Consider the following 21302-nt stretch of genomic DNA (forward strand, 5'->3'; position numbering starts at 1 on the left):
ACAGTTCGAGACCGATGGGGTGAACCTGTTCATCCAGAAGGTCGACAAGCTGATCAATGTTTCGCAGGAAGGGCAGCTCGCCATGCGCGAGCTGCTCACGAGCCACCTGCAGCGCATCGAGCATGACGAAGCCGGGCTCGCCATGAGGCTCTATCCCTTCACTCGCCCGGACCATTTCCAGCAACTGAAGGCGGTGGTGATCGATCCACGCATGTCGTTCGGTCGACCGGTCATCGCCGGGACCGGCATCGCTATCGTCGTCATTGCCGAGCGCTACCTGGCCGGCGAGTCGATCGTAGAACTGGCGAAGGACTATGGCCGCGAGCTGAGCGAGATCGAAGAAGCTGTCCGCTGCGAGCTCCGCCTCGAAGCCGCCTGAGTATCTAATGGACTGCGCCAAACTGCAACTCACGACTCGTTACACGATTCCACCTAATTAAAGTTAAACGAAGTATCGGATTGGCGCGGCGATGAGTTTGCGGACTTGGTGGACGGCTTGGGGCGAGCTGGTCCGAAAGCTCGTGGCGCTCGTCGCGTCGTTCGCATCCATGGGCGGGCTCCTCGTTGCCTTCCTTCCCTCCCCCAGGAACTTGCCGTCGTGGGCGGTGGCCCTTCTGGTCTCCGCGACGTTGTTCCTTGTACTGCTCGTGGTGTTGGAGTTCTTAGACCGTCGAGGTCGACGAGTCTACGCCAAGAGCGACGCGGAGGGGATCAAGCGGTACATGCACGGCTGGATCGAGCATGGTGGCCGAGTCGCCATCTGGACACGGGACATCAGTTGGGCGCAGAATCCAGAGACACGCAGATTGCTAACTGAGAAGGCTCGGCGTAACGAACTTATCCTTTGCTTGCCCGAACTCAACGAGCTTGCGGGGGAGCTGGCAAGGGCTGGCGCTGAAGTGTGCGCCTACGGGGCAAGACTTCTCGAATCGCCGGCATCACGGTTCACGATTGCCTTTTTCGGTAGAGATGGGTCTCGCGTGGCCGTTGGACGAGCCGAGGGCGAAACTCACGTGATCGACGAGTTTAGCGCTGGCGGTCACCCAGCCTTCCATCTGGCGGCTGACCTCATCACGCTCGTGCGAGCTCTACAGCAGAGGCAGACTCGATGATGCGCATCAGGCCGTGTCCCGCTAAGAGCCATGCTGACCTGGCTCGGGAGTGGGATCAGTTAGCCGAGGAACGTCATCGCCAGATCGAGTCTGGCGAGGATCTCAGCTTCGACCACGTTGTCGTCCCAACCACTTGGCGCCTCTTTGAAGGCGCGGACCGCGCTGTCGTCTTGGATATCGGCTCAGGCACCGGCGACTTTACAGCACAGCTCGCCCAGGTCGCAGGAAGGGTCATAGCTGTAGATCCCTCACGAGCTAGCATAATGTTGGCGAGAAGGGTCTGCCGGGCTATACAGAACGTGCGCTTCGTCGAAGCGTCGCTCGAAGAGGCGGCAAGTTGCCTTGATGAGGGACCGGTGACAGCGGCGGTAGCCGTCATGACCCTGATGACCGCTCCAGATGTCCGCGGATTCGCGAAAGCACTTGCTGCGCTCCTGCAGACCCGAGCACGGTTTGTGGCTACGCTTACCCATCCTTGGTTCTGGCCCATGTACTGGGGGTATGACGAGGAGCCGTGGTTTCACTATGAGGTCGAGACATTCATAGAGGCTCCCTTCGTAATCTCAAAATGTCGCACAGAAGTTAGAACCACGCATATCCATCGGCCCCTCGAACAGTACCTGAACGTGTTCGCAGAGGAAGGTTTTCGCCTCGACGCGCTCGCAGAACCGATGCCGCCGGCGAAAGTACAGGCCCTCTATCCCGCACCATGGCAATTCCCGCGTTTTCTGGGGCTGCGTTGGGAGAAGGTCGTTTAACAAACCCGGCTTCGCCAGCTGCTCACCGCTGCGGTTGGATGGACGAGATGAGGCACGGATGTAGATCCTAGAAAACAGCACCACGACGCTTCGGGCGATCGGTAAGGACGAGAGTCTGTTGCACGCCGAGATCGCAGAGGAGCCCGAGGCGCGCGCGCCAGCTCGGCGGCGCTGGGTGTTGGACGCGCACGGAAAGGAGAAGGGCAGCCCGAAACGCAATGCTCAAACGCGATGTCGAGGACATCCGGGACGCAATCAAGGTGGGGCGGTTCACGAATGAGGCGGCTGTCTGCCAGGGCATCGTCCTTCGGCTCCTTCACGCGCTATCCTGGCCCACGTACGACACACAGATCGTGTCCCCGGAATATTCGGTCGAGGGTCGGCGAGTGGACTTCGCGCTTTGTCATCCCGCCAGAAAACCCCTGGTATTCATCGAAGTGAAGCAGATCGGACAAAGCGACGGGGCGGCAGAGCGTCAACTTTTCGAGTATGCATTCCACAAAGGCGTGCCCATGGCCATCCTGACGGACGGCCAGGAGTGGCAGTTCTTCCTTCCGGCTGAGCAAGGCGAGTACGGTGAGCGTCGAGTTTACAAGCTTGACATAGTCGAGCGCGAGATCGACGAAACCATCTCTCGCCTAGAGCGGTACCTCAACTACCAGTCGATTTGCTCCGGCGCGGCGATGGAGGCCGCGAGAGCCGATTACCGGAACGTTGCCCGTGAGCGGCAGATCAAGGCGACGCTACCCGAAGCGTGGGCCAAGCTTGTTGAGGAGGAAGACGATCTACTCCTTGAGCTTCTTGCCGATCGCGTCGAGGGCCTCTGCGGCTATAAACCTGACCCGGATACGGTGGCGGCCTTCCTCCGCGACAGCGTTCAGCTCAAAGCTAGTGCCGCCGCTCCCGGTACCACGAAGGCCGTTGCCCTTATCGCTGTCGTGCCTCCTGCTGGAACGCATCGGCCATCGGTGGCGGAGCAGCAGCAACCTTCCCAGGCCGGATTCATTCTTAGTGGCCAAACGTATCCCGCCCGCAACGCCCGGGACGTGCTTGTGAAAGTTTTTGCGGCCCTGGCGGATAGAGACCCTATGTTCCTCGAACGCTTCGCCACGCTTCCAAAGCACGGCAGAACTCGGCGCTACTTGGCTCGCTCAAGGGATGATCTGTATCCGGGGCGTTCCGACTTGGTCCGTGACTTTTCGTACGAACTGAAACCGGGCTGGTGGCTCGGGATCAATCTCAGTCGGAACGCAATTGAGCGAATCGTTGAGATGGCGTGCGTAGTAGCAGGTGTGAGATATGGTGTGGATCTCAAGGTCAACCTGGGCCTGTGAGGATTGACGTTTAGCGATCGTTCGAGAAGACGCGAACAAACGGGTCGCTCAACCGCACGCCGTGCGACGGCCGCACTTGACGACCTCTGGCCGCGCGGATAGGCTCGGCGCGTCCATGGCGAAGAAGAAGAGCGTCGAGCCGCGCGTCGTCACGCCCGATCAGGCCGACCCGCGCCACAACTGGGAGCGCCCGATCCAGGCGCCCGGCCGCATGCAGGTGGACTTCGAGGAGCGCGTGGACTTCCGCCGCCTGCACGAGTACCGCCTGGCGCGGGTCCGCCAGGCGCTCGCGCCCTCGGGCCTCGGCGCGCTCCTCTGCTTCGACCAGCACAACATCCGCTACACGACGGGCACCGTCATCGGCGAGTGGGCGCGCGACAAGCTGACGCGCTGGTCGCTCCTCACCGGCAACGGCCAACCCTACGTCTGGGACTTCGGCTCGGCCGCCAGGCACCACCGCCTCTATGCACCGTGGCTTCCGACGACGCACTGTCTGGCGGGCTTGGTCGGGCTGCGCGGCGCCGTGTCGCCGAAGGCCGGGCTCTTCAAGACCGCGGCCGAGGAGATCAAGGCGATCCTCGTCGCCGAGGGCGTCGGGGGGATGCCGCTCGGCATCGACCTGGTCGAGCCGCCATTCCTGTTCGAGCTGCAGCGCCTCGGCGTCGAGGTGCGTGACGGCCAGCAGGTGATGCTCGACGCGCGGCAGATCAAGAGCGCGGACGAGATCACGCTGCTGAACATGGCCGCCGCGATGGGCGACGGCGTCTACCAGGACATCGCCGAGGCGCTCAAGCCCGGCGTCCGCGAGAACGAGATCGTCGCGCTCGCCTCCAAGCGTCTCTACGAGATGGGCTCGGACTGCGTCGAGGCGATCAACGCGATCTCGGGAGAGCGCTGCTCGCCGCACCCCCACAACTTCACCGACCGCATGATCCGCCCGGGGGACCAGGCGTTCTTCGACATCATCCAGTCGTTCGTCGGCTACCGCACGTGCTACTACCGCACGTTCAACGTCGGCCGCGCCACGCGCCCCCAAGTGGACGCGTACAAGAAGGCGCGCGAGTGGATGGACAAGGCGATCGCGATGCTCAAGCCGGGCGTGACCACCGACCGGATCGCCCGCGCATTCCCACGCGCGCAGGAGATCGGCTTCGCGGGCGAGATGGAGGCGTTCGGCCTGAACTTCTGCCACGGCCTCGGGCTCGGCCTGCACGAGCGGCCGATCATCAGCCGGCTCAACTCGCTCGACGACCCGATGGAGCTGGAGGCGGGGATGGTGTTCGCGGTGGAGACGTACTGTCCCGCGAGCGACGGCGTCTCGGCGGCCCGGATCGAGGAAGAAGTGGTCCTCACGCCGGCCGGGGCCACGATCATCACGCTCTACCCCGCGGAGGAGCTCCCGATCGCCAATCCGTATTGAGCTATACTCGACGATAACCGCCATGGCGACGCTGACGTCCGGGCGCAAGACGGTCCTCCGCAGGGAGCTCGAGGCCATCGTGGGCCCGGGCGGCGTGCTGTCCGATCCCGACGAGCTGCTGGTCTACGAGTCCGACGGCCTCACCCTCTTCCGCGCGCTCGCCGACTTCGTCGTGTTCCCGACGTCCGCGGAGCAGGTCGCCGCCGTCGTGAAGCTCGCCGGTCGCGAAGGGATGCCGTTCGTCGCGCGCGGCGCGGGCACGGGCCTCTCGGGCGGATGCCTCCCGGCCGAGGGCGGCCTCGTTCTCTCGATGATGCGCATGAACCGCGTCCTGGAAGTCGATTACGCGAACCAGCTCGCGGTCGTCGAGCCCGGGCTCGTCAACCTCCACCTCTCCTGGAAGGTCGGCCCGAAGGGCTACTACTACGCGCCCGATCCGTCGAGCCAGCAGGCGTGCACGATCGGCGGCAACATCGCCAACAACTCGGGTGGGCCGCACACGCTCAAGTACGGCGTCACCACGAACCACGTGCTGGGCCTCGAGGTCGTCATGCCCGACGGCGAGATCGTCTGGCTCGGCGGCCGGACGCGCGCGACGCCCGGCTACGACCTGGCGGGCGTGTTCGTCGGCTCCGAGGGCACGTTCGGGATCGCGACGAAGGTCGTCGTCCGAATTCTAAAAAAGCCGCAGGCGGTGAAGACGGTGCTCGCGGTCTTCGACGTGATCGACCAGGCCTCGGCGGCCGTGTCCGCGATCATCGCGCGCGGCCTCGTCCCGGCCGCCGTCGAGATGATCGACAAGCTCACGATCAACGCCGTCGAGGACGCCTTCGGCTGCGGCTACCCGCGCGACGCCGCCGCGGCGCTGCTCGTCGAGCTCGACGGGCTCCGCGTCGGCATGGACGCGCAGACCGAGCGCATCGTCCAGGCGTGCCGGGACGCGGGCGCCCGCGAGGTGCGGACCGCGCGCGACGAGACGGAGCGTGCGCTCCTCTGGAAGGGGCGCAAGTCTGCCTTCGGCGCGTACGGGCGCGTCTCGCCCGCCTACATGGTGATGGACGGCGTCATCCCGAGGACGAAGCTCCCCTACGTGCTCCGCCGCGTGAACGAGATCGTCGCCGCCCACGGCCTCCGCGTCGGCAACGTCTTCCACGCGGGCGACGGCAACCTGCACCCGAACATCCTCTACGACCCGCGCAAGCCCGGCGACGAGGCGCGCGTCGTCGAGGCCGGCGCCCAGATCATGAGGGTCTGCGCCGAGGTCGGCGGCTCGATCTCCGGCGAGCATGGCATCGGCCTCGAGAAGATCGACTTCATGCCGTTGATCTTCTCCGCCGCGGACCTCGCGGTGATGCAGCGGCTCAAGAACGCCTTCAACCCCACCGGCCTCTGCAATCCCGGGAAGGTCTTCCCCACCAAGAAGTCGTGCGTCGAGGTGGGGCCGGTCGCCTACAAGCCCCACGCGATCGAGGAAACAGGCCTCGCGCAGCGCTTCTAGCGCGGGCCCGGCACTCCTCGTGCAGGACGCGCTGCTCGAACGGCTCCGCACGGCGGTCGGCTCCGCCAACGTCCTGACGGGCGTCGAGCTCTCGCCGTACGTCGTGGACGGCCGCACGCCCGAGGCCGCCGTTTTCCCCGGGTCGCTCGAGGAGGTCGCGATGGTGATCGGGCTCGCCGCCGAGTCCGACGTGCCCGTCGTGCCGTGGGGCGGCGGCACCGCGGCCTCGGTCGGGACGCCCGCCGCCCGGGCTGCCCTGGTGCTCGGCCTCCGCCGGCTCGCGCGGCTCGTCGAGCACGAGCCGGGCGACCTGACCGCGACGGTCGAGGCCGGCATGACGATCGCCGCGCTCCAGGCGGTACTCCGCGGCCGCGGCCAGTGGCTCTCGCTCGACCCGGCGGACGCCGAGCGCGCCACGCTCGGCGGCGTGCTCTCGGCCGACGCGTCGGGACCGCGGCGCCACCTCTACGGGACCGCGCGCGATCTCCTTATCGGCGTCACCGTCGTCACCGCCGACGCCGCGGTCGTCAAGGGCGGCGGCAAGGTGGTGAAGAACGTCGCGGGCTATGACCTGCCCAAGCTCTTCATCGGCTCGTACGGGACGCTCGGCGTGATCGTCGAGGCGACGCTGAAGCTCCGGCCTGTGCCCGAGGACGAGCGCCTCGTCGCCCTGCGCTTCGCCCGGCTGAAGGACGCGGCGGCGGCGGTCCGCGCACTGCTCGCGTCGGACCTGATCCCGAACGCGGTCGAGCTCCTCGATGCCACTGCAGCGACAGCGCTCGTCGCCGGGGTCGCGGGGGATGCGCCTGGGCTCGGAAAGACACTCGCCGGCGCACCCCCCGCGACCCCACCGCCGACCGGGGCACTCCTGGTCGTGGGGTTCGACGGGCTTCCGGAGCAGGTCGAGTGGCAGTGCGCCGAGCTCGCGCGGCTCGCGGCGCCGCACGGCGGCCGCGACGCTGCGCCGCTCGCCAGCGAGGCCTGGCCGCGGCTCGCCGCCGCAGCGCGGGCCGCCTTCCCCGTCGCGACCGCGATGATGGCCTTCGACGTCCTGCCGACGCAGGTCGCGGAGCTGATGGAGCAGGGCGCGGGCGTCGCGCGCGCGCGGGGGCTCCAGACGGCGTGGGCGGCGCACGCGGGCGTCGGCGCCGTCAGCGCCGCGCTCGTCGCCGCCGCGGAGCCTCGTGAGCCGGGTCCGGTCGCCGCGGTGCTCGGCGAGTGGCGCGAGATGGCGCGCGCCGGCGGCGGCCACGCGGCGCTCGAATGGGCGCCGCTCGCGGTGAAGTCCCAGGTCCAGGTCTGGGACGACCTGGGCGCGGCGGGCCGCATCATGCAGCGGATCAAGGCACAGCTCGATCCGAAGGGCATCCTGAACCCCGGCCGCTTCGTTGCGGGCATCTAGCGGTCATGGCCCGCCTCGCCGAGGACACGCGCGGAACGACGGCGGGACCGCTCGCCCTCCACGGGCTCTCCGTCGAGGGCGTGAACCAGTGCGTCCACTGCGGGCTCTGCCTCGCGTCCTGCCCGACGTTCGCCGAGCTCGGCACGGAGATGGATTCGCCGCGCGGGCGGATCTTCCTCATCAAGTCGCTCGCCGAGGGGCGCACGGCCCTCACGGACTCGACGGTCCAGCACCTCTCGCTCTGTCTCGACTGCCGCGCCTGCGAGACGGTCTGCCCCGCGGGCGTGCCCTACGGCCGGCTCATCGAGGCGGCGAAGGCGGAGATCGAGCGGGCGCGCCCAGGCTCGCCCGCGCGGCGTCTCTTCCGCTGGCTCAACTTCGGGATCCTGCTCGGCCATCCGAAGGCGCTCGCGCTCGCTGCCTCGGCGCTCAGGCTCTACCAGGTGAGCGGCCTCCAGTGGCTCGTCCGCCGGAGCGGTCTCCTGCGGCTCCTGCCGGGGACGCTCCCCGCGTGGGAGGCGCTCCTCCCATCGATGCCGTCCCGGCGCGAGCGCGCGCCGCTGCCACCGTACATCCCCGCGGAGGGCCCGCGACGCGCGCGCGTCGCGCTGCTCACGGGCTGCGTCCAGGCGGTCGTCTTCGGCGCCCAGAACCGGGCGACGGCGCGCGTGCTTGCGAAGAACGGCTGCGACGTCCTTGTCCCCGAAGGCCAGGGCTGCTGCGGCGCGCTCCACGCCCACGGCGGCGACCACGCACGGGCCCTCGCGCTGTCGCGGCGGACGATCGAGGCGTTCGAGGGCGCGCGCGCCGACGCCGTGATCGTCAACACCTCGGGCTGCGGCGCCCACATGAAGGGCTACGGCCAGCTGTTTTCTGCCGACCCCGCCTGGGCCGAGCGCGCCCGGCGCTTCGCCGCGTCGGTCCAGGACGTCGCCGAGTTCCTCGCCCGCACGCCGCTCGCCGGGCCCCTGCGCCCCGTCGCCATGACGGTGACCTACCACGACCCGTGTCACGTCGTGCACGGGCAGAAGCTCCGCAAGGAGCCGCGCCAGCTCCTCGCGCAGATCCCGGGGCTCACGGTCGTGGACCTCGCCGAATCGGACTGGTGCTGCGGCTCGGCCGGTATCTACAACCTCACCGAGCCCGAGATGGCCGGACGCCTCCTCGAACGGAAGGTCCGCCACGTCCTCGAGACCGGGGCCGAGGCGGTCGTCACCGCGAATCCGGGCTGCATTCTCCAGATCCAGGCCGGGCTCCGCGCGCGCGCCGCCGGCGTCCGCGTCCTGCACCTCGTCGAGCTGCTGGATCGGGCCTACGCGAGAAGCTCGTGACCGACCCCGCGGCCACGCCCCTTGAGCACAAGGCCCACGCGCCGCGCTCCATCGGCTGCTGGGTCGTGACGATCTCGGACACGAAGACGCCCGAGACCGACACGAGCGGCGCGGCGATCCGCGAGCTCCTCGGCGCCGCCGGCCACGGCGTCGTCGGGTCCACGGTCGTTCGCGATGAGCCCGCCGAGGTCCAGCGCGTCGTGAGCGAGGCGTGCCGCGACGAGCGGGTCCAGGCCGTGATTCTCACGGGCGGCACGGGGATCACGTCGCGCGACTCGACGTTCGAGGCCATCGAGGCCCTGCTCGACAAGCGCCTGCCCGGCTTCGGCGAGCTCTTCCGCATGCTCTCCTACCAGGAGGTGGGCGCGGCGGCCATGCTCTCGCGCGCGCAGATGGGGATCCACGCGCGGCGGATCGTCGTCTCGCTGCCGGGCTCGCCGAACGCCTGCCGCCTGGCCCTCGAAAAGCTCGTGATCCCCGAGCTCGGCCACCTCGTCCGCGAGGCGAGCCGGTAGGACGGGTATACTTTGGGGAGCCGGTCACTTTCAGGGAGGGTTTGGATGCCGAGTCTGCGACCGACCACGTTCATGGCCCTGCTCCTCGCCGCGGCGCTGGCCGCGGGCTGCGCGGGCGGTCCCGGCACGGACGCCAAGGCGATCAACTGGAAGGAGGGCGGCGGCGGGGGCGCGGCGCCCGAGCTCGTCAGGTTCAACACCGCACTCGCCGACCTGGCCGAGCGGCTCAAGCCGGGCCTCGTCCACGTGCGCGTCAACCGCGGGGCGCCGCGGGAGGAGCCGCGCGAGGAGCCGGGCGAGCAGCGCAGCACCGGCTCGGGGTTCGTCGTGGACCCCGCGGGGCTCATCGTCACGAACGCCCACGTCGTCGCCGGCGCCGAGCAGATCCAGGTCCGCCTCTCCGACGGCCGCCGGTTCCAGGGCAAGGTCGTCGGCCTCGACAACCGCGTGGACCTGGCGCTCCTCCGGATCGAGGGCGCGACGAAGCTCGAAGCCCTCCCCATCGGCGACTCGAACCGGCTTCGCGTCGGCGAGTTCGTGCTGGCGCTCGGCCACCCGTTCGGCCTCGAGCAGAGCGTGTCGCTCGGGATCGTGAGCCGCAAGGGCGCGCCGCTCACCGTGGCGGCGCCCGGGTTCGACTTCATCCAGACCGACGCCGCGATCAACCCCGGCAACTCGGGCGGGCCGCTCGTGAACATGGCGGGCGAGGTGGTCGGGATCAACAGCATGGCCGTGCGCAACGGCTCGATCGGGTTCGCGATCCCGGCGAACCTCGTGAAGCTCCTGCTCCCACAGCTCGCGACGAAGGGCAAGGTCCAGTGGGGTTGGCTCGGCGTCTCGATCGCCGAAGTCACCGAAGACGACCTCGACCGCCTGAAGCTGCGCGAGCCCCGCGGCGTGCTCGTGCGCGCGGTGATGCCCGGCGAGCCGGCCGACCAGGGCGGGGTCCGCGCCGACGACGTGATCGTCGGCATCGACGGCACCGCGCTCGACGGCCCGCGCGACCTCCAGCGCCTCGTGTCCTCCATGGCGGTCGGCAAGAAGGTCCGGGTGGCGCTGCTGCGCGCCGGGCGCGAGACCGAGGTGGAGGTGACGATCGGCCTCTACCGCGAGCCGCCGGGGCCGCGCGTGGTCCCGCCGCGGGTCGGGCCACCGCGCCGGCCGCCGGGCCGGCCCGAGATACCGGGGCCCGAGGCCCCGAAGCCCGAGCCGCCGAAGTAGCCCTAGATTACGTCCTGCGGCTCGCCCTGCTACGCGCGCGCCCGGGGTACGGCGAGCGCGGCGAGGGTCGCGCGCGCCCACGGCTCGTCGAGCCGCGGCGCCGGCTCGTAGCGGATCGCGCCGGTGATCCGCATCCCGCCCTCCCAGTCGGCGGCCGCATCCTCGAGCACCTCCTCGACCCCGAGGAGGAAATAGCCGAGCTCGAGTCCGCCGCCGGCCTCGACCGGGAGCGGCCCGTCCACGGCGGCGAGCTTCGCGTACACCGTCGCGTCGGGCTCGACCAGCACGAGCGTCCCCTTCTGCCGCTCGGCGAGGTTCCGGGCGCTCCGGCTCCGCGCGCCGATCACCAGGCCCACCGTGCGCGCGTCGTAGGCGCGCAGCTCGAGATACGAGAGGAGCATCGGGTGCGGCCGCCCGTCGCGGTCCACGGTGACGAAGGGGAGCGCCACGCCGAGGCGCCGCGCGAGGTCGCGCTGGGAGAGGCGCTCGACGAGCGCCGGCGGGAGTGCCGCGCCGAGCGAGCGGGTCATCGCGGCTAGTAACCGCGGGCGCGGTCGATGACCTGCAGCAACGGCTCGCCGCGCGCGAAGCGGCGAAGGTTCTCGACGAAGAGCTCGGCGACGAAGGCGTCGCGCGCCGGGTGGAGGCCGCCGACGTGCGGGAAGATCACGATGCCCTCCGTGCTCCAGAGTGCCGACTCCGGCGGGAGGGGCTCCGTGGTGAACACGTCGAGGACCGCCCCCGCGATGCGCTTGGCCCGTACCGCCTCGACGAGGTCGCCGTCCACGACGAGATCGCCGCGCGCGAAGTTCAGGAGGTACGCCGTCGGCTTCATGCGCCCGAGGCGCTGCGCGTTCATGAACCCGCGCGTCTCGGCGGTGGAGGGGAGCAGGATCAGCACGTAGTCCGCCGCCGCGAGGACCGCGTCGGTGCCCTCGGGCCCGTGCACCCGCTCGACGCCCGGGATCGCGGCGGGCCGGCGCTTCGTGCCGATCACGCGCATCTCGAGCGCCGCGGCCTTCCGCGCCACCTCGGCGCCGATCGCGCCGAGCCCGAGGATGCCGAGCGTCTTGCCGGCGAGCGTGTCGTTCACGCGCCGGCGCCAGCGGCGCTCCCGCTGGTCGAGGACGATCCCGTCGAGGTGCTTCGCGAGGAGGAAGAGCGCCGCGAGGATGTGCTCGGGCATCGGCAGGCGATGCGTCCCGCGCGCGCAGGTCAGCACGGCGCTCGCGGGCAGGTTGGGCGAGGCGAGCCAGTGCTCGACGCCGCCCGTCAGGGACTGGATCCACACGAGCCGCGGCGCTCGGGCCGCCAGGCGCATCGGCGGCCGCCAGGCCAGGAGCGCCTCGGCGCGCGCGAGGGCGCCGTCGCCGGGGTCGTCCTTCGGGTGGGCCGTGATGAACTCGAACGCGGGCGCGAGCCCGGCGGCCGTGGCGGCCGCCACGTAGGGTCCGGGCTCTTCACTCCAGAGGAGGATCGGGCGCGGCGTGCTCAGCCGCCGGCCTTGGCGGACGGCACGGCGGCCGCGGGCTCGCGGCGGCCGTCGGGAGCGATCTCGCACGCACCGCCCGCGCCGTCCATGTGGATCGAGAGATCCTTGATCGTGGGCGACGTGCCGCAGAGCGGGCACTTCGGGTCACGGCGGAGCTTCACCTCGCGGAACCGCATGCCGAGGGCGTCGTAGGTGAGGAGCCGCCCGACGAGGGGCTCGCCGATCCCGAGCAGGAGCTTGACGACCTCCGTCGCCTGCACCAGCCCGACCACTCCTGGGAGCACGCCCAGGACGCCGGCCTCGCTTCAGGACGGGACGAGGCCGGGCGGGGGCGGCGTCGGGTAGAGGCAGCGGTAGCAGGGGCCCTCGTTCGGCGCGAAGACCGTCGCCATGCCCTCGAACTGGAAGATCGAGCCGTGGACGTTGGTCTTGCCCGCGAGGAAGCACGCGTCGTTCACGAGGTAGCGAGTCTCGAAGTTGTCCGAGCCGTCGACGATGAGGTCGTAGTCCTTGATGACGTCCATGACGTTGTCGACGGTGATGCGCATCGGGAGCGGGATCACGTTGACGTCCGGGTTGAGCGCCTTCAGCGTGCGCGTGCCCGACTCGACCTTGGGGCGGCCGATGTCGGCCGTCGTGTGGAGGATCTGCCGCTGGAGGTTCGTGATGTCCACCGCGTCGCCGTCCATGAGGCCGAGCGTGCCGACGCCGGCCGCGGCGAGGTAGAGCGCCGTCGGCGAGCCGAGGCCGCCCGCCCCGATCAGCAGCACCTTCGAGCGGAGGAGCTTGCGCTGCCCCTTGTCGCCGACCTGCGGCAGGAGGAAGTGCCGGCTGTAGCGCTGGATCTGGTCGGCGTTCATCGGGACGTCCTTCACGATGGGCAGCCCCGACTGCGCCCACTTCTGGAACCCGCCCTGCAGGTTGATGACGGTCTGGAAGCCGAGCTCCTTGAGCGCCTTCGCGGCGAGGATGGAGCGCAGGCCCGTCTGGCAGTAGAGGACGATCGGCGTCTTCGGATCGGTGACGGCGGTGCCGATCCTGAACTCGAGGAAGCCGCGGCTGATGTTCGCCGCCGCCTCGAGGTGCCCGTCGCGGTACTCGTCGGGGTCCCGGACGTCGATGACCACGACGTTCTCGCCCGACTTCAGGCGGCGCTGGAGATCCGCGGGCCCCTCCTCGGGGACGATCTGCCGGGCCTCCGCGAGCATTTCTTTCAGGGTCTTCATGGCTCGTTGCTACCCCTGCTATACTCTCAAAAATCCATGACGAATTCCATCAAGGGCATCGTGCTCGCGGGCGGCTCGGGCACGCGCCTCTACCCCTCGACCCTGGCGACGAGCAAGCAGCTCGTCCCCGTCTACAACAAGCCGATGATCTACTACCCCCTGTCTTCGCTGATGCTCGCGGGGATCCGGAAGATTCTCGTCATCACGAGCCCGCAGGACCATGGCGCCTTCCAGCGCCTCCTCCGCGACGGGAGCCACGTGGGCCTCCAGGTCGAGTACGAGGTCCAGCCGAAGCCGGAGGGCATCGCGCAGGCGTTTCTCATCGCCCGGCGCTTCATCGGCGGCGACCGCGTCGCGCTGGCGCTCGGCGACAACCTGTTCTACGGCCACGGGTTTCCCGAGTCCCTGAAGCGGGCCGCCGAGCGGACGCGCGGCGCGACGGTGTTCGCCTACTGGGTGCGCGATCCCGAGCGTTACGGCGTCGTCGAGTTCGACGCGGCGGGCAAGGCGGTCGGCCTCGAGGAGAAGCCCGCGAAGCCGCGCTCGTCCTACGCCGTCACCGGCCTCTACTTCTACGACAACCAGGTCGTCGAGATCGCGGCGGGGCTCAGGCCGTCGGCGCGCGGGGAGCTCGAGATCACCGACGTGAACGCGGCCTACCTCCGCCGCGGGCAGCTCCAGGTCGAGAAGCTCGGCCGCGGCATCGCGTGGCTCGACACGGGGACCCACGAGGCGCTGCTGCAGGCCTCGACGTTCATCCAGACGATCGAGGAGCGGCAGGGGCTGATGGTCGCGTGCGTCGAGGAGATCGCGTACCGCATGGGCTACATCGGCGCGGACGACGTCGTGCGCATCGGCCGGTCGATGAAGGACAACTCGTACGGCCGGTATCTGTTGCGCCTGGTCGAGTCCGAGCCGTAAGATCGGAGCCGCCGATGGAGCTCACCCCCGACGCGAAGCGCGCCTTCCACGTCCAGGCCTACGGGCCCGCGCCGTCCATCGACGGCGTCGAGCTGATCGAGCTCCGGCGCCACCACGACGACGGCGGCTCGATGACGGAGCTCGCGCGCCTCGCCGACGGCCGGCCGCAGGCCCTCGCCGGCTTCACGCTGCGGCAGGTCAACTACAGCGAGGTCGAGCCGGGCGCGATCAAGGCGTTCCACCTCCACCTCCGGCAGACCGACGTCTGGTTCGTGCCGCCCGGCGACCGCATGCTCGTGGTCCTGGTGGACGTGCGGAAGGGCTCCAGGACGGAGGGGACGAAGCTCCGGCTCATGCTCGGTGACGGCACGGCGCGGATGCTGCGCATCCCGCCGGGCGTCGCCCACGGGGTGCGCAACCTCGCGACCGCGACGGGCCGCGTCGTCTACTTCACGGACGTCCACTTCTCTCCGGAGCCCGCCGCGTGCGACGAGGGCCGCCTGCCCTGGGACTACGCCGGCCGTGAAATCTGGGAAGTCGTCCGCGGGTAGGGGCGATGCCGATTGACTGCGCCTCACGTCGTTCTCGGTCGTCGCCGATCCTCGCGTACAACCGCGTACGCTCCGGTCGGCTCCTCCCGCGGGCCTCGTGATGCTCGTCATTCGGCATCGCCGAGGGCGCCGTGCCGCGGATGGCTCGGTCGGTCGAGCCGACGCGCGGGTAGGCGCGTGAGGCTCCTCGTCACCGGCGGCGCGGGCTTCATCGGCTCCAACTTCGTCCGGCACGTCCTCGCGGCCCACCCCGAGGACTCGGTCGTCAACCTCGACAAGCTCACGTACGCCGGGAACCCGGCGAACCTCGAGGACGTCGCGCGCGACCCGCGCTACAGCTTCGTCCAGGGCGACATCTGCGACGGCAAGCTCGTCCGCGACGTGGCCAAGGGCGTGGACGCCGTGGTGAACATGGCGGCGTCGACTCACGTCGATCGCTCGCTCATGGAGCCTGACGAGTTCCTCCGCACCGACGTCTTCGGCGTCTTCACGCTGCTCGAGGCCGTCAAGGATCTCAAGATCCCGCGCCTGCTCCACATCTCGACGGACGAGGTCTACGGCAGCGTCGCCCACGGCTCGTCGCGCGAGAGCGATCCCGTGCGGCCGTCGAACCCGTACTCGGCGTCGAAGGCGGGCGGCGATCTCCTGGCGCTCGCGTACTGGCAGACCCACAAGCTCCCCGTCGTCATCACGCGCTCGTCCAACAACTTCGGGCCGTACCAGTACCCGGAGAAGGTGATCCCGCTGTTCATCACCAACGCGCTCGAGGACCGGGCGCTGCCGCTCTACGGCGACGGCCGGAACGTGCGCGACTGGCTCTACGTCCTGGACAACTGCACGGCGATCGACCTCGTCCTCCGCAAGGGGAAGGACGGCGAGGTCTACAACATCGGCGGCGGCCACGAGGTCGAGAACATCGTGCTCACGCGCCAGATCCTGAAGCTCGCCGGGAAGCCGGAGACGCTGATCCAGCCGGTGAAGGACCGGCTGGGCCACGACCGGCGCTACTCGCTGGACTCCAAGAAGGTCCAGCAGCTCGGCTGGGCGCCGAAGCACAAGTTCGGCGACGCGCTCGCGGCGACGGTGGCGTGGTACCGCGAGCGCGAGGCGTGGTGGCGGCCGCTCAAGTCGGGCGAGTTCCGCGCGTACTACGAGAAGCAGTACGGCGCGCGATGAAGCCACGCGCACCTTTCGCAGGCCACTCGCGATCGCCGCGGGCTCGCGGTCCCCGCTCCAAATGATCCGGCGCGTGCCCGCCGCCCTGGCCCTGGTCCTGCTCCTGCCCGCCCTCGCGGCGCCGGCGCCGGCGCCCGGCGAGCGCCGCCCCGACCCGCGCGGCCTCCCCGCGCTTCCCTCGTACGTCCAGCGGGTCGAGCCGGCGATCGTCGCGCTCGACGTCCGGAACGCGCCGGGCGCCCCCTCGTCCTCGCGCCTCGGGAAGGAGCGCTTCGGCAGCGGCGTCATCTTCGACGCGCGCGGCTACGCGGTCACCGTGAGCTACCTCCTCCTCGACGCCATCGCCATCGAGGCGCGGCTCCGCGACGGCCGCAAGGTGGCCGCGCGGGTGGTCGGGCTCGACCTCGACACAGGCCTCGGCGTCGTGAAGCTCGAGGGCGCCGGGCCGTGGCCCGCGGCGGCGCTCGGCCGGTCCACGGACGTCGTCGTCGGCGCCCGCACCGCGACGGTCGGCCTGGACGAGGAGAACGCCCTCGTCCAGGTGCCGGGCGCCGTCCACGCGATCCGGCGCTTCTCGGCCTACTGGGAGTACATGCTCGACCGCGCGCTCATCGTGACGCCGGCGAGCCCGCAGTGGGGCGGCAGCGCGGTCGTCAACGACCGGGGCGAGGTGATCGGCATCGCCTCGCTCAGGCTCGGCGAGGCGCCGCACGTGAACCTCGCGATCCCGATCGAGACGTTCCTGCCCGTGAAGGACGAGCTGATCGCGGCCGGCCGCGTCGCGAGCCGCCCGCCGCGGCCGTGGCTCGGCGTCTACACGGTGGACGTGGAGGACGGCCTCGTCGTCCGCGACCTCTCGCCGGTCGGGCCCGCGGCGCGCGCGGGCTTCCAGAAGGGCGACCGGATCCTGCGCGTGGACGGCGTGGCCGTCGGCTCGCAGGAGGAGTTCTACGCGCGGCTCTGGACGCGGCGCGCGGGTGACGTCATCGAGGTCGCGGTCCGGCGCAACGGCGGGGTGCGGGTGATCCCCGTGACCTCGATCGACCGCCACACGCTCTACCGCGTCGGGGAGTGACCGGGTGAAGGGCGTGGCCGACACCTACGAGGGGCGCGGGCTCATCGCGGACCCGATCCACCAGTACATCCTCTACACGCGCCCGCGCGGGATCCCGGGCGAGGCGACCGAGCAGGACCTGATCGACACGCCCTGGGTGCAGCGCCTGCGCCGCGTGCCGCAGCTCCAGTCGGCGCGCTGGGTGTACCCCTCGGCCGAGCACAGCCGCTTCCAGCATTCGCTCGGCGCGATGCACCTCGCGGGTCGCTTCGCGCAGCAGCTCTACCCCTCGCTCCGCGCAATCTTCGCCGACACGCCGTCGGGCCCGCTGATCGAGGAGCTCCTGCGCGTGGCGGGCCTGCTCCACGACGTGGGCCACGGCCCCTTCGGCCACTTCTTCGACGACAACTTCCTCGTGGACTACGACCTCACGCACGAGCTGGTCGGCCAGCGCATCATCCGCGAGGAGCTCGCCGACGTCATCCGGAGCCTCCGGCGGAGCCCGACCGGGGCGTTCGGCGCCGGCGAGGCGATCGACCCGGAGTGGATCTGCTACCTGATGGGGAAGACCTACACGCAGCCCCTCGAGTCGCATCCGCGGTGGCTCGCGTTCCTGAAGCCGCTCCTCTCGGGCGTCTTCACCGCCGACAACATGGACTACGTCCTGCGCGACTCGTACATGTGCGGCGTCGCGATCGGCCCGATTGACATCGAGCGGATCATCTATTACTCGTTCTTCTCCGAGAAGGGGCTCACGCTCGACCGCAGCGGCCTCCAGGCGTTCACGATGTTCCTCAATGCGCGCTTCTACATGTACACGAACGTCTACTACCACCGCACGACGCGGGGGATCGACCTCCACCTGAAGGAGATCTTCCGCCCGACGATGCTGATCGCGTTCCCCTATGATCTCCGCAAGGAGCTCCATCCTTATCTTCATCTCACCGAATGGACGCTGCTCGAGGAGGTGGGACGCTGGCACGATGCCGAGGAACCCGCGAAGCGGGAGTTGGGCCTCGAGTGGCGGCACATCCTCGACCGCAGGCTCAAGTGGCGGATGTCGGGCGAGGAGATCCTCGACCAGTTCGAGGCGCGCAAGGGCCAGGCCTTCCTCGACGCCGAGACCGTGAAGCGCCGCGTGCGCATCTACCTCTCGAAGGCGGGGCTCGGCAACTTTCCCTTCGAGATCGATATGGCGCTCCAGGACCCCCGTCCGCTGAACCCGCTCAAGATGGGGGACCGCCAGATCTACGTGTACGACTCCTCCACGAAACGCGTGTCCGAGGAGCCGCTGACCGAGATCCTCAAGTACCTGCCCGGGAAGGTCGCCCAGTGCCGGATCTTCGCGAAGAGTCATGAGCACGACGCCGAGCTGGCGCAGGCGCTCCGGCGCGCGCTGAACGAAGAGCCCCCGGCGATCGCGACGAACGTCTAGCGGTAGCGGACCGGGTCCGTCAGGCCGGCTTCCGCGAAGCCCTTCAGTCTCAGCGCGCACGAGTCGCAGCGCCCGCACGCGCCCTCGGGCGCCGGGTCGTAGCAGGAGAGGGTGAGTCCGTAGTCCACGCCGAGCTCGAGCCCCCGCTGGATGATCTGGGCCTTCGTCATGTGGATGAGCGGCGTGTGCACGGTGAGGCGCTGACGGCCCTCGACGCCGGCCTTCGTCGCGAGGTCAGCCATCCGCCGGAACGCTTCGATGTACTCGGGGCGGCAGTCGGGATACCCCGAGTAATCGTAGAAATTCACGCCGATGAAGATGTCGCTCGACCCGAGCGTCTCGGCCCACGCGAGCGCCACGGCCAGGAAGATGGTGTTGCGCGCGGGCACGTACGTGACCGGGATCTCCCGCGCCATCGTCTCGGGGGCGCGGCCCTTGGGCACGGGGAGGTCACCCGTCAGCGCGGAGCCGCCGAAGCGGCGCAGGTCGAACACGACGACCTCGTGGCCGGCGACGCCGAGCGCGGCGGCCACGCGGCGCGCCGCCGCGAGCTCGGCCTCGTGGCGCTGGCCGTAGCCGAAGCTGAGCGCGTAGACCTGGAAGCCCACGGACTTCGCGATGGCGAGCGTGGTCGTGGAGTCCACGCCGCCGCTCAGGAGCACGACGGCTTTCCGGGGCTCGGGCATGGTGGCGCTCCATAGTATGATCGAACGGCGATGAGCTGGCGATTCCTCACCTGCGCCGCCCTGTTCGTCACGTGCCTCCTGACGGCCAACACGATCGCGACCAAGCTCGTCACGGTCGGCGGGATCGTCCTGACGGCGGGTGTCGTGATCTTCCCGCTCTCGTACGTTCTCGGCGACGTCCTCACCGAGGTGTGGGGATACGCCGCGTCCCGGCGCGTGATCTGGCTCGGCTTCGCGTGCAACGCGCTCATGGTGGGCGCGGTCTGGCTCGGCGGCGAGATCCCGGCGGCGCCCTTCTGGAAGGGCCAGGCGGCGTACGACGAGATCCTCGGCCAGACGCCGCGCATCCTGGCCGCCTCGTTCGCCGGCTACCTCGCGGGCGAGTTTGCCAACTCGTTCGTGCTCGCGAAGATGAAGATCGCGACGAAGGGGCGCTGGCTCTGGACGCGGACGATCGGCTCGACGCTCATCGGCCAGGCGCTCGACACCGCGATCTTCGTCACGCTCGCGTTCGCCGGCACCGTGCCGGGCGCCGTGCTGGCGGGGATCGTCGCCGGCCAGTGGGCGGTAAAGGTCGCGTACGAGGCGGCGGCGACGCCGCTCACCTACGCGGCGGTCGCCTGGCTCAAGGCCAGCGAGCGCGTGGACGCCTACGACTACGACACGGACTTCAACCCGTTGCGGCTCTAGGAAGGGCGAGGCGATGGAGAAGTTCCGCGGCGTCGACTACTACGGGATCGAGGACCTCCTCTCCGAGGAAGAGCGGATGATCCGCGACGCGGTCCGCGACTGGGTCGAGGCGGAGTTCCTCCCGGTCGTGACGGAGCACCACCGCGCGGGCACGTTCCCGACGGCGCTCATCTCGAAGCTCGGCGAGATCGGCGTGTTCGGTGCGACGCTCAAGGGCTACGGCTGCGCCGGGCTCAACAATGTCGCCTACGGGCTCATCATGCAGGAGCTCGAGCGGGGCGACTCGGGGCTCCGGTCGGCCGCGTCGGTCCAGTCGGGCCTCGTCATGTATCCGATCCACGCCTACGGCTCCGACGCACAGAAGGATAAATGGCTGCCGGCGCTCGCCAAGGGCGAGAAGGTCGGCTGCTTCGGCCTCACCGAGCCCGACCACGGCTCTGACCCGGGCGCCATGAAGACGCGCGCCCGGCGCCGCGGCGACGGGTACGTCCTCAACGGCACGAAGCTCTGGATCACGAATGGTTCGATTGCCGATGTCGCAGTTGTCTGGGCAAAAGGGGATGACAATGAGATCCACGGGTACCTGGTCGAACGAGGAACCCCGGGATTCTCGACGCTCGATATTTACGGCAAGTTCTCGATGCGCGCGTCGATCACCTCCGAGCTCAGCTTCCAGGACTGCAAGATCCCGCTCGAGAACGAGCTGCCGAACGTGAAGGGGCTGCGCGGCCCGCTCGGCTGCCTCGATCAGGCGCGCTACGGCATCGCGTGGGGGGCGGTCGGCGCGGCGATGGCGTGCTACGACTGGGCGCTCCAGTACGCCCAGCAGCGCGTCCAGTTCGCCAAGCCGATCGCCTCGTTCCAGCTGGTCCAGCAGAAGCTCGTCTGGATGCTCACCGAGATCACCAAGGCGCAGTTCCTGTGCCTGCAGCTCGGCCGGCTGAAAGACGCGGGGAAGGTCCGGGCGCAGCAGGTCTCGATGGCCAAGATGAACAACGTGCAGATGGCGCTCGACACGGCGCGGCTGGCACGCGACATCCTGGGCGCGGCCGGGATCGTGGACGAGCACCCGGTGATCCGGCACATGCTGAACCTCGAGACCGTGAACACCTACGAGGGCACGCACGACATCCACACGCTGATCATCGGCCGCGACATCACCGGCCTCGACGCGTTCGGGGCCTGAGCAGGCCATGGCGACCGCCGGGAAGGTGCTGGTCGTGGACGACGAGCCCGACGTCCGCGACGTGGTCGGCGAGTTCCTTCGCGAGGATGGCTTCGAGGTCGTCGAGGCGGGGAACGGCCTCGAGGCCCTGCTCCAGGTCAAGCGCGTGCATCCCGACGCCGTGGTGCTCGACCTCATGATGCCGCGCCTCGGCGGGCTCGACGCGATCAAGCGGATCCACGCCTTCGATCGGAAGATCCGCATCCTCGTCATCACCGGCGTCCTGGACGCGGAGCTCCACCGGCGGGCCCGCGC

21 protein-coding genes and 2 pseudogenes are annotated in these 21302 nt (G+C 69.5%); 18 read left to right on the forward strand and 5 right to left on the reverse strand.

Features of this window, described 5'->3' with window-relative positions:
* The 10 genes from VKG64_07815 to VKG64_07860 all read left to right on the forward strand — a co-directional run.
* On the forward strand, positions 1-379 hold a 379-nt coding region (locus VKG64_07815; GenBank protein HKB24948.1), incomplete at its 5' end, for a DUF433 domain-containing protein.
* A gap of 142 nt (positions 380-521) precedes the next feature.
* Positions 522-1112 (forward strand): hypothetical protein, encoded by a 591-nt coding sequence (locus VKG64_07820; protein HKB24949.1) that lies wholly within the window; start codon positions 522-524, stop codon positions 1110-1112.
* Complete coding sequence (locus VKG64_07825) at positions 1109-1870, forward strand: class I SAM-dependent methyltransferase (protein ID HKB24950.1); 762 nt, start codon at positions 1109-1111, stop codon at positions 1868-1870. The genes VKG64_07820 and VKG64_07825 overlap by 4 nt, the downstream gene beginning before the upstream one ends.
* A gap of 218 nt (positions 1871-2088) precedes the next feature.
* Entirely contained in the window at positions 2089-3204 is a 1116-nt protein-coding gene (locus VKG64_07830; GenBank protein ID HKB24951.1) for a hypothetical protein, read from the forward strand.
* 115 nt (positions 3205-3319) lie between these two features.
* Positions 3320-4624, forward strand: a complete 1305-nt coding sequence (locus VKG64_07835) for a Xaa-Pro peptidase family protein (GenBank protein HKB24952.1) — start codon at positions 3320-3322, stop codon at positions 4622-4624.
* Between the two features lie 22 nt (positions 4625-4646).
* Positions 4647-6122, forward strand: coding sequence for an FAD-linked oxidase C-terminal domain-containing protein (locus tag VKG64_07840; protein HKB24953.1), 1476 nt, complete (start codon positions 4647-4649; stop codon positions 6120-6122).
* A 19-nt stretch (positions 6123-6141) separates the two neighbouring features.
* Positions 6142-7524: an FAD-binding oxidoreductase gene (locus VKG64_07845; GenBank protein ID HKB24954.1), complete on the forward strand. Its 1383-nt coding sequence runs from the start codon at positions 6142-6144 to the stop codon at positions 7522-7524.
* 5 nt (positions 7525-7529) lie between these two features.
* Positions 7530-8855 (forward strand): heterodisulfide reductase-related iron-sulfur binding cluster, encoded by a 1326-nt coding sequence (locus tag VKG64_07850; GenBank protein HKB24955.1) that lies wholly within the window; start codon positions 7530-7532, stop codon positions 8853-8855.
* Positions 8852-9370 (forward strand): MogA/MoaB family molybdenum cofactor biosynthesis protein, encoded by a 519-nt coding sequence (locus tag VKG64_07855; GenBank protein ID HKB24956.1) that lies wholly within the window; start codon positions 8852-8854, stop codon positions 9368-9370. Before VKG64_07850 ends, VKG64_07855 begins: the two co-directional genes overlap by 4 nt.
* A gap of 45 nt (positions 9371-9415) precedes the next feature.
* Positions 9416-10591, forward strand: a complete 1176-nt coding sequence (locus VKG64_07860) for a trypsin-like peptidase domain-containing protein (GenBank protein HKB24957.1) — start codon at positions 9416-9418, stop codon at positions 10589-10591.
* A 29-nt stretch (positions 10592-10620) separates the two neighbouring features.
* Here VKG64_07860 and VKG64_07865 read toward each other — a convergent pair whose 3' ends face one another.
* The 4 genes and pseudogenes from VKG64_07865 to VKG64_07880 form a co-directional block, all read right to left on the reverse strand.
* Positions 10621-11121, reverse strand: coding sequence for a pyridoxamine 5'-phosphate oxidase family protein (locus VKG64_07865; protein ID HKB24958.1), 501 nt, complete (start codon positions 11119-11121; stop codon positions 10621-10623).
* A gap of 5 nt (positions 11122-11126) precedes the next feature.
* Positions 11127-12035, reverse strand: a complete 909-nt coding sequence (locus VKG64_07870) for a D-2-hydroxyacid dehydrogenase (GenBank protein ID HKB24959.1) — start codon at positions 12033-12035, stop codon at positions 11127-11129.
* A 155-nt stretch (positions 12036-12190) separates the two neighbouring features.
* Positions 12191-12943: pseudogene (gene moeB / locus VKG64_07875) on the reverse strand (molybdopterin-synthase adenylyltransferase MoeB).
* Positions 12944-12985: 42 nt separating this feature from the next.
* A pseudogene (locus tag VKG64_07880) lies at positions 12986-13309 on the reverse strand (rhodanese-like domain-containing protein).
* Positions 13310-13345: 36 nt separating this feature from the next.
* On the opposite strand from VKG64_07880, the gene rfbA reads away from it, so the two are divergent.
* From rfbA to VKG64_07905, 5 genes are all read left to right on the forward strand, one after another.
* The gene (gene rfbA / locus VKG64_07885; GenBank protein ID HKB24960.1) at positions 13346-14230 is read left to right on the forward strand and encodes a glucose-1-phosphate thymidylyltransferase RfbA; all 885 of its coding nucleotides are present in this window, start codon (positions 13346-13348) and stop codon (positions 14228-14230) included.
* 14 nt (positions 14231-14244) lie between these two features.
* Entirely contained in the window at positions 14245-14781 is a 537-nt protein-coding gene (locus tag VKG64_07890; protein HKB24961.1) for a dTDP-4-dehydrorhamnose 3,5-epimerase family protein, read from the forward strand.
* A gap of 177 nt (positions 14782-14958) precedes the next feature.
* Complete coding sequence (gene rfbB / locus VKG64_07895) at positions 14959-15957, forward strand: dTDP-glucose 4,6-dehydratase (GenBank protein ID HKB24962.1); 999 nt, start codon at positions 14959-14961, stop codon at positions 15955-15957.
* 61 nt (positions 15958-16018) lie between these two features.
* Positions 16019-17032, forward strand: a complete 1014-nt coding sequence (locus VKG64_07900; GenBank protein HKB24963.1) for a S1C family serine protease — start codon at positions 16019-16021, stop codon at positions 17030-17032.
* 4 nt (positions 17033-17036) lie between these two features.
* Positions 17037-18446 carry an HD domain-containing protein gene (locus tag VKG64_07905; GenBank protein HKB24964.1) on the forward strand — a complete coding sequence of 470 codons (1410 nt, stop codon included), beginning with the start codon at positions 17037-17039 and terminating at the stop codon, positions 18444-18446.
* Here VKG64_07905 and queC read toward each other — a convergent pair.
* Positions 18443-19132: a 7-cyano-7-deazaguanine synthase QueC gene (queC, locus tag VKG64_07910; GenBank protein HKB24965.1), complete on the reverse strand. Its 690-nt coding sequence runs from the start codon at positions 19130-19132 to the stop codon at positions 18443-18445. The genes VKG64_07905 and queC overlap by 4 nt on opposite strands.
* A gap of 30 nt (positions 19133-19162) precedes the next feature.
* Here queC and VKG64_07915 point away from each other — a divergent pair, with 30 nt between their 5' ends.
* The 3 genes from VKG64_07915 to VKG64_07925 all read left to right on the forward strand — a co-directional run.
* On the forward strand, positions 19163-19822 hold the full coding sequence (locus VKG64_07915) for a queuosine precursor transporter (protein HKB24966.1): 660 nt from the start codon (positions 19163-19165) through the stop codon (positions 19820-19822).
* 13 nt (positions 19823-19835) lie between these two features.
* Positions 19836-21008: an acyl-CoA dehydrogenase family protein gene (locus VKG64_07920; GenBank protein ID HKB24967.1), complete on the forward strand. Its 1173-nt coding sequence runs from the start codon at positions 19836-19838 to the stop codon at positions 21006-21008.
* Between the two features lie 7 nt (positions 21009-21015).
* A partial coding sequence (locus tag VKG64_07925) for a response regulator (GenBank protein ID HKB24968.1) occupies positions 21016-21302 on the forward strand: 287 nt, incomplete at its 3' end.

This window comes from Candidatus Methylomirabilota bacterium (genome assembly GCA_035260325.1).
In the GTDB taxonomy this organism is placed as follows: Bacteria; Methylomirabilota; Methylomirabilia; order Rokubacteriales; family CSP1-6; genus AR19.

Excerpts from the sequence above, each read along its gene's own strand:
- VKG64_07825 (HKB24950.1), top strand. The coding sequence starts at position 1,109 with ATGATGCGCATCAGGCCGTGTCCCGCTAAGAGCCATGCTGACCTGGCT.
- VKG64_07830 (HKB24951.1), top strand. The coding sequence starts at position 2,089 with ATGCTCAAACGCGATGTCGAGGACATCCGGGACGCAATCAAGGTGGGG.
- VKG64_07835 (HKB24952.1), top strand. The coding sequence starts at position 3,320 with ATGGCGAAGAAGAAGAGCGTCGAGCCGCGCGTCGTCACGCCCGATCAG.
- VKG64_07840 (HKB24953.1), top strand. The coding sequence starts at position 4,647 with ATGGCGACGCTGACGTCCGGGCGCAAGACGGTCCTCCGCAGGGAGCTC.
- VKG64_07850 (HKB24955.1), top strand. The coding sequence starts at position 7,530 with ATGGCCCGCCTCGCCGAGGACACGCGCGGAACGACGGCGGGACCGCTC.
- VKG64_07860 (HKB24957.1), top strand. The coding sequence starts at position 9,416 with ATGCCGAGTCTGCGACCGACCACGTTCATGGCCCTGCTCCTCGCCGCG.
- VKG64_07865 (HKB24958.1), bottom strand. The coding sequence starts at position 11,121 with ATGACCCGCTCGCTCGGCGCGGCACTCCCGCCGGCGCTCGTCGAGCGC.
- rfbA (HKB24960.1), top strand. The coding sequence starts at position 13,346 with ATGACGAATTCCATCAAGGGCATCGTGCTCGCGGGCGGCTCGGGCACG.
- VKG64_07890 (HKB24961.1), top strand. The coding sequence starts at position 14,245 with ATGGAGCTCACCCCCGACGCGAAGCGCGCCTTCCACGTCCAGGCCTAC.
- VKG64_07900 (HKB24963.1), top strand. The coding sequence starts at position 16,019 with ATGATCCGGCGCGTGCCCGCCGCCCTGGCCCTGGTCCTGCTCCTGCCC.
- queC (HKB24965.1), bottom strand. The coding sequence starts at position 19,132 with ATGCCCGAGCCCCGGAAAGCCGTCGTGCTCCTGAGCGGCGGCGTGGAC.
- VKG64_07915 (HKB24966.1), top strand. The coding sequence starts at position 19,163 with ATGAGCTGGCGATTCCTCACCTGCGCCGCCCTGTTCGTCACGTGCCTC.
- VKG64_07920 (HKB24967.1), top strand. The coding sequence starts at position 19,836 with ATGGAGAAGTTCCGCGGCGTCGACTACTACGGGATCGAGGACCTCCTC.